The sequence below is a fragment of the Pyxidicoccus fallax genome, assembly GCF_012933655.1.
Lineage (GTDB): Bacteria > Myxococcota > Myxococcia > Myxococcales > Myxococcaceae > Myxococcus > Myxococcus fallax.
Map to the genome: position 1 here is coordinate 1 of NZ_JABBJJ010000361.1, position 12,268 is coordinate 12,268.

At 70.9% G+C, this 12,268-nt stretch carries 10 protein-coding genes and 1 pseudogene; 7 read left to right on the forward strand and 4 right to left on the reverse strand.

Annotated elements, in window-relative coordinates:
• From HG543_RS44570 to HG543_RS44600, 7 genes are all read left to right on the forward strand, one after another.
• Positions 1-586, forward strand: a 586-nt coding sequence (locus HG543_RS44570; RefSeq protein ID WP_169351047.1) for an STM4013/SEN3800 family hydrolase, incomplete at its 5' end; no start/stop codon positions are given.
• A gap of 77 nt (positions 587-663) precedes the next feature.
• A complete protein-coding gene (locus tag HG543_RS44575) occupies positions 664-1,164 on the forward strand; it encodes a sigma-70 family RNA polymerase sigma factor (protein WP_246357744.1) in 501 nt (166 codons plus the stop codon).
• On the forward strand, positions 1,161-1,919 hold the full coding sequence (locus HG543_RS44580) for a hypothetical protein (RefSeq protein WP_169351049.1): 759 nt from the start codon (positions 1,161-1,163) through the stop codon (positions 1,917-1,919). The genes HG543_RS44575 and HG543_RS44580 overlap by 4 nt, the downstream gene beginning before the upstream one ends.
• On the forward strand, positions 1,916-3,448 hold the full coding sequence (locus HG543_RS44585) for a caspase family protein (protein ID WP_169351050.1): 1,533 nt from the start codon (positions 1,916-1,918) through the stop codon (positions 3,446-3,448). The genes HG543_RS44580 and HG543_RS44585 overlap by 4 nt, the downstream gene beginning before the upstream one ends.
• Positions 3,449-3,511: 63 nt before the next feature.
• Complete coding sequence (locus tag HG543_RS44590) at positions 3,512-5,311, forward strand: Ig-like domain-containing domain (protein WP_169351051.1); 1,800 nt, start codon at positions 3,512-3,514, stop codon at positions 5,309-5,311.
• An 81-nt stretch (positions 5,312-5,392) separates the two neighbouring features.
• Positions 5,393-6,709 carry an STM4012 family radical SAM protein gene (locus tag HG543_RS44595; RefSeq protein WP_169351052.1) on the forward strand — a complete coding sequence of 439 codons (1,317 nt, stop codon included), beginning with the start codon at positions 5,393-5,395 and terminating at the stop codon, positions 6,707-6,709.
• Positions 6,706-7,584: an STM4011 family radical SAM protein gene (locus HG543_RS44600; RefSeq protein WP_169351053.1), complete on the forward strand. Its 879-nt coding sequence runs from the start codon at positions 6,706-6,708 to the stop codon at positions 7,582-7,584. Before HG543_RS44595 ends, HG543_RS44600 begins: the two co-directional genes overlap by 4 nt.
• On the opposite strand, the gene HG543_RS44605 is transcribed toward HG543_RS44600, so the two are convergent.
• The 4 genes and pseudogenes from HG543_RS44605 to HG543_RS44620 form a co-directional block, all read right to left on the reverse strand.
• Entirely contained in the window at positions 7,569-8,711 is a 1,143-nt protein-coding gene (locus tag HG543_RS44605) for an STM4014 family protein (protein ID WP_169351054.1), read from the reverse strand. The two genes, HG543_RS44600 and HG543_RS44605, sit on opposite strands and share 16 nt — an antisense overlap.
• 6 nt (positions 8,712-8,717) lie before the next feature.
• The gene (locus HG543_RS44610; protein WP_169351055.1) at positions 8,718-10,073 is read right to left on the reverse strand and encodes a WGR domain-containing protein; all 1,356 of its coding nucleotides are present in this window, start codon (positions 10,071-10,073) and stop codon (positions 8,718-8,720) included.
• Between the two features lie 30 nt (positions 10,074-10,103).
• The gene (locus HG543_RS44615) at positions 10,104-11,471 is read right to left on the reverse strand and encodes a WGR domain-containing protein (protein ID WP_169351056.1); all 1,368 of its coding nucleotides are present in this window, start codon (positions 11,469-11,471) and stop codon (positions 10,104-10,106) included.
• 43 nt (positions 11,472-11,514) lie between these two features.
• A pseudogene (locus tag HG543_RS44620) lies at positions 11,515-12,268 on the reverse strand (hypothetical protein); the annotation flags it as partial.

Sequence of the window (12,268 nt, forward strand, 5' to 3'; positions counted from 1 at the left end):
CCCCGGTCTCCACCCGCGCCTGTTCGCCATGCGCTTCGAGGGCAGCGAGACGACGTCCCCCGACACCTGCGTCCTCGACGCGCCGGACCTCGTCACCGGGCTCGCGGCGCGCGGCTACCACACCGTCTGCATCGGCGGCGTCGGCTTCTTCAACAAGCGCAACCCGCTGGGCAACGTCCTCCCCGGCCTCTTCGCGGAGAGCCACTGGAGCCGCGAGATGGGCGTGACGGACCCGCGCTCCACCGAGCACCAGGTCGCCCTCGCCGTGCGCCGCCTGGACGCGCTCCCCCGCGAGCAGCGCGTCTTCCTCTTCATCAACGTGTCCGCGCTGCACCAGCCCAACCGCCACTACCTCCCCGGCGCCACCCGGGACTCGCGCGACTCCCACGCCGCCGCGCTGGAGTACGTGGACTCCCAGCTCCCACCCCTCTTCGACGCCCTGCGCCGCCGGGGGCCGGCCTTCTGCATCGTCTGCTCGGACCACGGCACGGCCTACGGTGAGGACGGCTACACCGGTCACCGCCTGGGCCACCCCGTCGTCTGGACGGTGCCCTACGCGGAGTTCACGCTGCCCGCCGCCCCATAGGGGCTCCAGGGATTTTTCACCCCCATGTCCCAATATTTCCGGCTCGCGTGTCCAACCCGGCGACGATGCGCCCAGGGTTGAGCCCCGCGGAGATACAGGACCTGTACGACCGGTACGCCCCTGGCATGTACCGGAGGGCCTTCGCCTTGCTCCAGCGCGAGGCGGACGCCTGGGACGCCGTGCAGGAGTCCTGTATCCGCCTCATCCAGGCCGCGTCCGAGTTCCGGCGGGAGGCCCGGCCGATGACGTTCATCTACCGCGTCACCACCAACGTCTGCCTCAACATGCTCCGCTCGCGGGCCCTGCGGGACGTGGCCCCGGAAGGGGAGGGCGCCGAGGGAAGCGTGGACACGCTCGCGTCCACCGAGTGCCGCGACTTCCTCGTGAAGCTGGCGCGGGAGCTGGACGAGCGCGGCCTCACGGTGGCGACGCTGTACTACCTGGACGGCATGTCCCAGGAGGAGATTGCCCAGGTGCTGGGGCTCTCCCGGAAGACCATCGTGCGCGACGTGCAGCGCATCAGCGTCCTGGCCCGTGAGCTGGGCGAGCCCCGGAGACCGCAAGGAGGTGCCGCATGAGTGAACACCTGTCGGACCTCGTCCTCGACGAGGTGCTGGCCGGCGGTGCGAGACCGCCGCACCTGGAGTCCTGTGGCGCCTGTCAGGAGCGGGCGGCGCGGCTGGGAGCGCACGCGGCGCGAGTGCGGGCCACGCCCGACTTCTCGCGCGTCCGGGCGCGCGTCCTGTCCCAGGCGGCGGAGCGCGAGGCACGGCCCGCCACCTCGTGGTTCTCCGCGCTGCTGCTGGTGCCCGCGCTGGCCTCCCTGGCGGTGGTGATGCTCTGGGGGCCGCGGTTCGGCGCGGAGGAGGCGGGGCCGGAGGTGCCTGCGTCCGCTGGAGGGCAGGGCATCCGGGTGAAGGGGCCTCCCGCCGTGGAGTTGCTCCGACTCGATGACGGGCAGGTGAACCCCGTGCTGCGCGAGGGGGACGCGGTGGCGCTCCGGTTGAGGAGCGGTGGGCGCCCGTACGCGCTGGTCGTCTCGGTGGACGCCGGGGGGCAGGTGGAGGCACTGTGGCCGGCGGGGGCCGTGGGGAGCGGCGCACTGGACGCAGAGGTGCCCGCGCCCCTCTTCCAGGTCACGCAGGGAGATTTCGTGGTGCACGCCATCTATTCGGAAATGCCGCTGCGGCTCGACGACGTGCGTGAATGGCTGGGCCGTCACGGGCCGGAGTGCCCCGGAGCCTCGGACTCGACGGTCTGCCAGGAGCCCGCCGGACTTCCTCCGGCCACGGCGCACGCGGCGGTGTCGCTCGCGGTCGAGGCCGCGCCATGACGCTCGCGCTGCTGCTGGCGGCGATGGTGGCGGCCCAGCCCGTGGCGGTGGACGCCGGGCCGCGCCGCTTCGCGCTCGCGGTGGGCAACAACCGGGGCATGGGCGCGGACGCTCCGCTGCGGTACGCGGAGCGCGACGCCGTCTCCGTGCTGGGCGTGCTGCGCGAGGCCGGCGGGCTGCGGCGCGAGGACAGTCTGCAGGTGCTCGGCACCGACGCGGACGCGGTGCGCGACGGGCTGGCCCGCTTCGAGCGCCACCTCCAGGCCCACGCGCGGCCGGGAGATCAGCTCTTCGTCTACGTCTCCAGCCACGCGGACGCGGGCGAGCTGCACCTGTCCGGCACGCGCCTGCCCCTGCGCGAGGTGGTGCGCTTCATCGAGAGCGCTCCCGTGAGCGTCGCCGTGCTGGTGGTGGACTCGTGCCAGTCGGGGGAGGCGGCGCGCCTCAAGGGGCTGAAGCCGCTGCCCGGCGTGCTGGTGAACATGGAGCGGCCGGAACTCGCCGGCCGCGTCATCATCACCGCGTCCGCCGCGGACGAGTCCGCGCAGGAGTCGGACGCGCTCGCGGGCTCCATCTTCACGCACCACCTGGTCGCGGCGCTGCGCGGCGCGGCGGACGTGTCCGGCGACGGCCGCGTCACGCTCGCGGAGGCCTATACCTATTCCTACGCGCGCACCGTGGAGTCCTCGCTCCTGTCCCGCGCGGGCACGCAGCACCCCACGTTCCACTTCGACCTCCAGGGGAAGGGGGACCTCGTCCTCTCCTCGCCCGCGCGGGCGACGTCGCTGTTGACGCTCGCCATCGATGAGCCCGGGGACTGGACGGTGTCCACGCTCGCGGGCGAGCCCGTGCTGGGCCACGTGCGCAAGGGCGCGGGGGCCGCCACGCTGGCGCTGCCCGCGGGCGGCTACATCCTCAGCACCCGGAGCGAGCACACCGCCCTGGTGGCGCGCGTGCACGTGCCCGACTCCGGGCGCGCGGAGCTGACGCGGGCGCAGCTCCGTCCCCAGAAGCTGGAGGCCCACGTGCTCAAGGGCGCGTCTCCATCCCCGTCTCCGTGGATGGTGCACGTGGGGCCTGGCGTGGGCCGTCCGCTGCTCCGCTCCTTCGGGACGATGGTGGGCGGCACCGCCGCGCTCCAGCACGCGTGGACGCGGCCCGGGGTGAACCTGCTGGCGCTCACGCTGGACGTGCGGCATGGCCGGCATCCCAGCGGAGACCTCCGGCAGAATGACCATGGGCTGCGGCTGGGTGTGGGCCGCCTCGTGCGCGACTGGCACGGGCTCCACTTCCAGCTCACGTTGGACGCGGGCGCCACGCTGTCCCGCCAGTGGCAGCCCAGCAACGGCGACACGCGGCTCTCGCTGCAGCCGCAGTTGGGAGTCGGCGCGGGCGTGTGGCTGCCCTTGCGAGGCGCGCTCCGCGTGTCGCTGCTGGGGAACGTGGGGCACACCTGGGTGCACGCGGAGGCCATGCCTGCTTCCGCGCTCTCGCTGGGAGGCAGCCTCGGAATCGGTTGGGTGCGCTGAGTCCCAGGTCCGGGGCTTCGCGTGTCCAACGGAGGACTCGCCATTACCCACGAGAGATTCCGCATGAAGCCCCGCCTGTCACGTCACCCCTGGATGGCCCTGCTGCTCTGCACGGCCCTGGGACCCATCGCCTGTGAGCCCCTGAAGCAGGAGCCGGACCCTCTTCCGCCGCCCAAGGAGGAGCCGACGCCCATCGAGCTGCGCGTCTCCGTGGCAACGGATGCGCCCGCGTACTGCCGGGAGGGCACCTGGCCGGTCTCCGTCTCCGTCGAGGGCGGCACGCCGGAGCAGGTGGAGCTCGACGTGGGCGGGGGAATCCGCGAGGTCCTCACGCCTCCGTTCCAATACACGCTCGACTGCGCCACCCATGGGGAGGGGCCTGTCTCCCTCAAGGCGACGGCGTGGGCCCGGGGCCGGTCCTTCGTCTCGCCGAGCGCGTCTGTGGTGGTGGACCGCACGCCTCCCCAGCTCGCGACGTGGCTCCAGCGGTGGCAGACCTATCCCTCCATGGACATGCCACTGGAGTTCTTCTTCTCCGAGCCGCTCCTGCCCGAGTCGCTCCAGGCCACGCCCTTCCAGATTCGGGATGGCAACGGCTTCTCGGTGGCCTACCAGACGGTGCTCAGCGAGGACGGAAAGGTCCTCCGGGTGGAGCCGACAGCGCCCCTCCGTCCGCCCGTCACGCTCAACATCACGTTGACCCAGACGAACATGACGGACCGGGCCGGCAACCCGTTCAAGGTGGGTGACGTCCTCTCCCTCGAGCAGCGGGTCAGCTACTGGCCCTTCACGCAGGTGGGAGCGGCGCTGAGCCAGGAGCACGTGGAGTTCGTGGCCTTCGCCCTGGACTGGAGGCGGCCGGCGCGGCAGGTCGTGGTTTTTATCGAGTGGCCGGACACCGAGGAGCTGGCCGTCGCGCGTTGGGATGGCGAGACCGGAGCCTGGGAGCGCTTTCCCCCGCCACGTGAGCCGGAGGCACGCTCCGTCACGCCCACTCGCGCGCAGGTCGAGGTGACCTCCAGAGGGGAGGTGGTGCTCGCCTGGACCGAGGAAGGCTTCTCCGGCAAGGCGTTGCTTCATGTCACGCGCTACGACGGCACCTCGTGGACTCGCATGGGGGCGCCGATTGCCACGGAGAGCGAAATCGCCGCGTACCAGATAGCGGTGGCCCATGACGGCACCCCCACGCTGGTCTACCGGGACAACGAGGGTGAACTCCGGGTCATGCGATGGACCGGCTCGAGCTGGGAGTTCCTGGGAGGACCCCTCAGTGCCAATCCCCGGGTCAGGACCCTGGCGTCCCGGCCGGCCATCGCGGTGGATGGGAACACCGTCGTGGTGGCGTGGGCGGAGGCCGCGCCCGAGGGGCCCGGCGCGTATGTCCATGTGGCGCGGTACGAGAACGGGAGCTGGTCCTTCCTGGGTCAACCGCTCCGTGGCTGGGACAATGGGTACGCGGAGTGCGTGGACATCAGCTTGAGGGCGTCCGGGCCGCACGTCGCGTGGATGGAGTACTTCGAGTACCCCCGGGCCGGCTCCGTCTACTACTCCCAACTGACGTCTGATTCCCAGACGGGCTATTACTGGAAGACACCGGAGCCGCTCCAGGAGGTGCTCCCGTTCGAGGTCTTGACGGAGGTGTGGCTCGAGGTCGGCAGCGACGGAGACCCTCGGGTGGCCTGGATGCGCCGCGGGGATGGGTACAGCACCGAGAGCGTCTACCGCCGGCGCCGCGTCACGGGGTGGGATCCAGAGCAGCTCATCCTCGGTTCGACGCTCTGGGGATTCAGGGTGGACGAGAAGGGCTATCCCTGGGCCATCACCGGGTATCCCAGGGAGTCGGCCATCCTGCGCCCGCAGTAGGCGGGCGGCCTCGTCACGGCGTGACGCTGTTCCAGGGACGCGCGGCGGCATATCCTCGCGCTCCTTGGAGTCGGATACGCAATGACGCGCCTGGAGCAGATGCTCGGAGAGACGCCCTACGTGGCGTACCTCTACGGCTACCCCCACAAGACGGCCTACCGTCCCTTCACCCCCGCGCTGTCGCTGGAGTCCGTCTGGGCGGAGGAGCGGCGCGACGCGCTGTTCCTCTACGTCCACGTGCCCTTCTGCGAGATGCGCTGCGGCTTCTGCAACCTCTTCACCGCCGCGGGCCCGAAGCAGGACGTGGTGGACGGGTACCTCGGCGCGCTCGTGCGCGAGTCGCGCCGGGTGAAGCAGGCGCTGGGACGGGCCACCTTCGCCCGCGCCGCCATCGGCGGCGGCACGCCCACGCTGCTGGACGTGGCCGGCCTCGAGACGGTGTTCGACCTCATGGAGGGCACGCTCGGCGCGGACATGCGGAACATCCCCGTGTCCGTGGAGGTGTCGCCGGAGACGGTGGACGCGGAGAAGCTCCGCGTGCTTCGAGCGCGCGGCACGGACCGGGTGAGCATCGGCGTGCAGAGCTTCATCGAGGCGGAGGTGGCCGCGGTGAAGCGGCCCCAGCAGACGGCGCAGGTGGAGGCCGCGCTGGACCTCATCCGCTCCACGGGCTTCCCCACGCTCAACCTGGACCTCATCTACGGGATGGAGGGGCAGACGGAGGAGAGCTTCCTGTTCTCCCTGCGCGCCGCGCTCCGCTTCCGCCCCGAGGAAATCTACCTGTACCCGCTCTACGTGCGGCCGCTCACCTTCCTGGGCAAGAAGGCGCGCGCGTGGGACGACCTCCGCATCTCGCTGTACCGCGCCGGGCGCGACTTCCTCCTGTCCCAGGGCTACACCCAGGTCTCCATGCGCATGTTCCGCGCGCCCCACGCGCCGGACGCCGGAGGCCCCGTGTACCGCTGCCAGGAGGACGGCATGGTGGGCCTGGGCTGCGGCGCGCGCTCGTACACGGGCGGCGTGCACTACTCGTCCGAGTACGCGGTGGGCTCGCGCGAGGTGCGCAACATCATCGCCTCCTACAGCGAGCGCACCGAGGCCTCCTTCGGCGAGGTGGGCTATGGCTTCCGGCTGACCTCCGAGGAGCAGCGGCGGCGGTACATGCTGCTGTCGCTCCTGGCGGACGGCGTGGACCTGGGGGCGTACCGGCAGCGCTTCGGCGCCGACGTGCTGACGGACTTCCCGGAGCTGGCCGAGCTGGAGACGCACGGGCTGGGGCGGCGGGAAGCGGGAGTGCTGAAGCTCACCCCCGCGGGCGTGGAGCGCTCGGACCTGATTGGCCCGTGGCTGCACTCGGAAGGAGTGCGGGAGCTGACGCGGGAGTACGCCTGGCGATGACGCTCACCGTGCTCTACCGGGGCCCGCTGTCCGGCTGCAACTTCGGCTGCGAGTACTGCCCCTTCGGCAAGTGGAAGCAGAGCGAGGAGGAGCTGGCGAAGGACCGCGCGGACCTGGCGCGCTTCATGGCCTGGGTGGAGGCGCGCACGCACCAGCGCCTCTCCGTGTTCTTCACGCCCTGGGGCGAGGCGCTCATCTGGCCCTGGTACCAGGAGGCGCTCGCGAAGCTGACGCACCTGGAGCACGTGGAGCGCGCCGCCGTGCAGACGAACCTGTCCTGCACGCTGGACTGGGTGTCGCGCTGCCGCGTGGAGAAGCTGGGCATCTGGGCCACGTACCACCCCGAGTGGATGAAGCGCCGTCGCTTCGTGTCCCAGTGCGAGAAGCTGTCCGCGCTGGGCGTGCGGCACAGCGCGGGCATGGTGGGCTTCACCCGCTTCGCCGAGGAGGCCGAGGCCCTGCGCCGTGAGCTGCCCGCGGACACGTACCTGTGGATCAACGCGGTGAAGGACGGGCAGGAGGAGCCGTACACGCCCGAGGACCTCGCTCGCTTCACCCGCGTGGACCCGCTCTTCCCCGTGAACAACACGCGCCACCCCAGCCTGGGGCGCGCGTGCAGGGGAGGGGAGAGCGTCATCTCCGTGGACGGCGAGGGCACCGCGCGCCGGTGCCACTTCATCGACGAGCCCATCGGCAACATCTACGCGCCGGACTTCGACGCCGCCCTGCGGCCCCGCGCGTGCTCGAAGGCCACGTGCGGGTGCCACATCGGCTATGTGCACCTGGAGTACTTGGAGTTGGACCGCGTCTTCGGCTCCGGCATCCTGGAGCGCGTGCCCGTGAAGCCGCTGTGGCGGGCTCAGGGCGTGGAGTAGAGCCGCAGCGCCTCGCGAATCTCCCACTCGTACACGGTGAGCCCGTCGCGGCGCAGGTTGGGGAGCAGGTCTCCGAAGGCGTTGGCCTCCAGCACGCGGTGGCCCGTGAAGAAGTCCTCGAACATCAGGTCGATGCCCACGTGCAGGCAGTCGTGCGCGCGGGCCACGGCGCGGCAGCTCTCCATCGCGGCCTCCCACTCGTTGGCGGGCGCCGCCGCGCGCAATTCGTCCAGGTCCCCGCGCCAGCCGCCCAGGTGCAGGTTGGTGATGGGGTGCCGGCTCTGGCGCACCACGGTGAAGGCCGGCTCGCCGCGCACCATCAGCACCCGGCAGTCGAAGAAGTCCCCGCCCAGCCGGGCCTTGGGGATGGCGCGCTCCACCTGCGAGCCCTCCCGGAGGAGGAACCCGAGCACCTCGTCCATTCGCGCGGTGTCATCCAGGCGGCGCACCCTCAACGAGTTGTACCAGCCCGTCTCCGCCTGCTCGATGGTGGTGACCAGCGTGTCCCGCGCGCGCCCGCGCCGGTAGATGGCGAGGCACGACGCCGACGAGCCGCAGGACAGCTTCACGAACACCTCGCGGCAGTCCTGCTCGCGCATCCGCTCGCGCAGGGACTCCGCGTCCGTGACGCCTTCGAGCGGCTCCGGCACCGGCACGCCCAGGGCGGCGTACCGTCGCGAGGTGAGGCGCTTGTCGAACAGCTCCGCGATGCTCGCGGGGGACTGGAGCACCCACCAGCGCGGATGCGCCGCGAAGAGGGCCTCCAGCTCCGACAGGGCGCGCAGGAAGCCCAGGTGGTGCTGCCGGGGGCAGAGGATGCGCCCGTGGTCGTACCCCAGCATGTCCAGATGGGGAGGGCTGATGGCCGTGCAGCCCGCGGCGCCCGTGTCGGGGTAGCCGAGCCGGAGCAGCGCCTTCTCCACCTCCCAGCTCTCGCCCGCGGAGTCGATGCGGACCAGCGCCTCCGTGTCCGGCAGGTCCGCGAGGACGCGCGGGTGCGCGAGGAAGTCCACCCAGGGCACCACCGTCGCGGGAGGCAGCCCCTGCCGCGCCAGCGCCTCCTGGAAGAGGGTGACGCGGCGGTTCTCCGCGTTGCCGATGAGGATGAAGGGAGGGGCGGCCACCATCCCGCGTCACTCGCCCGAGGACTCGTAGCGGTAGGCGACGCCCTCTTCCTCGTCGGGGTCTCGCTGCTGGCCGCGCGCGACGTCCGGGCACAGCTTCGCCAGCGACTTCGCGGCCTTGTCGCCGAGCAGGTTCTGGGTGACGTCCAGGCGCTTCAGGTGCTGGAAGGCCTCCGCGTGCTTCAGCAGCCGCTCCGCGCCCTCGTCATTCATCGTGCCCCGGGACAGGTCCAGCGTCTCGAGCTGCTTCAGCACCTTCGACTTCGGCAGCGCCTCGCACAGGGCGTTGGTGAACTCGGCGTTGCACAGCCCCAGGTGCTTCAGCTCCGGCAGGCCCGTCCCGTCGAGGATGGGCTGGAGGTACTTCACGTCGGCCACGGCGCCTTCGTCCTCCGCGCCGAACCACAGCTCCAGCCTCTCCAGCTTCGGCCACTTCGCGGCGGCAATGGCCTTCACCTCGTCGCGGGGCAGGCTCGTGGACTCCAACGTGAACTCGCGCAGCTCCGGCAGGTCCATCTTCCCGAGCTTCTCGGCCTGTCCGCGCAGGCGCAGGGAGCGCAGCCCGGGCAGCGCCGCGTACAGCGAGGAGAGGTCGCCGAGGTTGCCCCAGGAGAACTCCCACTCGTCGGGGCCGAAGTCGAAGTCTCCGATGAACAGCTTCCGCAGGCTCGCGGGCGCCGCCTTCACGAGGCGCTCGATGAGGTCCTCGTAGTCATGGACCTCGCCGTCGGTGGTGGGGCCGAGCGTCAGCTCCTGGAGGAAGCGCGCGGATGGATGGGCGAGCAGCATCGACAGCGTCTCGTCCATCCCGAAGTCCAGGTCGTCGTCGTCATTCGCGACCCCCAGTCGGGCGCTGCGGATGAAGCCCAGGTGCCACTCCAGCTTCAGCGTCAGCTCGCCGAGCATGGACCCGAGCCGCTCGCCCAGCAGCACGTCCTGGTGCTTCTTGAGATGCAGGGTCACCTTCCGTTTGAGGGCCGTGGCCTCCGCCCCCTTCGCCTGGAGCAGCGCGTGCTGGAGGGCAATCAGCTCTCCGCGCGGGTCACCCTGGGCCTGGAGCCAGTCGCCATAGACGAGATAGCCGTCGAGCGACTCGGGGGTACGGAGGATGACCTCCTCCAGCTCCGGGTTGGACAGCGGCCCGGGGCCGCTGTCCGTGGGCTTCACGCGGGTATAGCCCTTCTTCTCCTTCTCCTCGACGAACTTCCGGTACGCGCGCCGCGCATCGTACTGGTGGCCGAACTCCTGCGTCTTCTCCTGGCCCTCGGCGCCGATGCGGCCCCAGCGGGTGGTGATGACGTTGTCGTCCTGGGTGATTTCCCAGAACTTGCTCGACGTCCCTTCCTTGAATTCGAAGCGCGGCATGGTGTGTCCCCCCTTGGTGTGTCGGTGGTGCTACTCGCCCACCGCCGCGTAGCGGTAGTCCTCGTCGTACTCGCGCTGGTTGCCCGCGCTCACGCTGGGGCACAGCTTCGCCACCAGCCGCTCGCCCTCGTCGGTGAGCGTGTTCTCCGTGAGGTCGAGCGCCTTGAGGTGCGCGAAGGCCGCCGCGCTCTCCGCGAGGATGCGCGCGCCCTCGTCGGACATCGTGCCGCGCGACAAGTCCAGCCGCTCCAGCTGCGGGAGCACCTTCGCCTTGGGCAGCACCTTGCAGAGCTCGTCGGTGAACTCCGAGTTGCACAGGCCCAGCGACTTGAGGTTGGGCAGGCCCTTGCCGTCGAGGATGGGCTGGATGTCATCCACGCCGCCCTCGGCGCCGTAGTTGTCGCTGCCGAACCAGACCTCCAGCTTCTCCAGCTTGGGCCACTTCGCGGCGGCGATGGACTTCACCGCCGACAGGGGCAGGCCGCCCGTCTCCACGGTGAACTCGCGCAGCTCCGGCAGGTCCACCTTGCCCAGCTCCACCGCGCCGCCGCGCAGCCGCAGCGAGCGCAGGTTCGGCAGCAGCTTGTACAGCGGCGAGATGTCATTGACGTAGGTCCAGGAGATCTCCGTGTCGTCCGGATACTCGAAGTCGCCGATGAACAGGCTCTGGAGCGTCTTCGAGCCACCCTGCTCGGAGAGCGCCGCAGTGAGGCTCGCGACGACGTCGTCGTAGGAGTTCTCGCCGTCGAAGCTCGCCATGCCGAGGGTCAGCTCGCGCAGGAACTTCGCGGACGGGTGGGCGATGAGCTCCTTCACCAGCTCGGGGACGTCTCGCTCGGAGTCGTAGTCCTTCTGGCCCACGCGCGCGGAGCGGATGAAGCCCAGGTGCCACTCCACCTTCAGCTCCTCCTCGTCCTCCGCGTCGGCCAGCTCGCCGAGCAGCGCGTCCTTGTGGCTCTTGAGGAACTTCGAAATCTGCTTCTTGAGGTTCGCGGCCTCGTCGCCGGTGGCCTTCAGCGCCGCGGCCTGGAGGGCGATGAGCTCGCCGCGCGGGTCGCCCTGGGACTGGAGCCAGTCGCCGTAGACGAGGTACGCGTCCGCGTCGTCCGGGTTGGCGAGGATGGCGGCCTCGAGCTCCGGGTTGGAGGCGGCCTCGCCGGACTCGCCGTCACCCTCGTCGCCGCCCTCGCCGTCGCCGACGAGCTCGTAGCCCTTCTTCTCCTTCTCGCGGACGAGCTTCTCGTACTCCTTCTTCGCCTCGGCGGAGGTGTCGAAGGTCTGCGTCTTCTCCTGGCCGTTCGTGCCGATGCGGCCCCAGCGCGTGGTGAAGGTGTTGGACGAGAGGGTGATCTCCCAGAACTTGCTGGAGCTGCCTTCCTTGAACTCGTACCGCGGCATGGACGTCCTCCGCGCGCCGTCGTGGCGCGTCCCGGACAGGACGCTAGAGAAGGCCCCGGGCAAGCTCAAGCGCCGCGCCCGTCCAGGATTCCCAGGGATTGTCGGAGAGGGGCTCGGTGGGGGTGGGGGAGGCCCCCGCCCGGCTCCCGAGGATGCGGACCCGGGGGCCCGGCCCGCTCAGGTCGAGCAGGTGAAGGCCCACCCGGGGGTCCGCCTTCATCGCGTCGTGCGCGCCTTGACGGGCGGCGTCCAGGAGGAGCACGTCCACCCGGGCGCGCTTCGTGGCGGCGGAGGCCTCGGAGAGCACGGCGTCGACGTCCGGGGCGGTGAGGACCTCCGCGGTGCCTCGGGCGCGCCACTCGCGCAGGAGCAGCTCGCACAAGCCGCGCTCCGCCTCCAGGGGGGCGAGGCCCTTCGCGTCCTGCACGAAGATGACGCGGAAGCGCAGGTCCTCGGCGGTGAGCCACGCGGACAGCCGGCGCACGAGGCACAGCACGAGGCCGAGCGCGGTGACGCCGCGCTGCCAGCGCACGCCCGCGTCCTTCACGCGCGCGTCCGCCAGGTCCGGCATGAGGGCGAAGGTGATGACGCGGCGGCGGCGCACGGCGAGGCTCTCGTCGCGCGTGTAGTAGAGGAGCTCGCCCTCGACGTAGCGCACGTCGAAGAGGTCCAGGGTGGGCTCGTCCTCCATGTAGACGAGCTCGGACGTGACGAGGTTCTCCAGGCTGCCCACGTTGGAGACGGAGGAGAAGCCGCCCTGTGGGAAGGCGGCGTCGTCCTCCAGGGCGGTGGGGGTG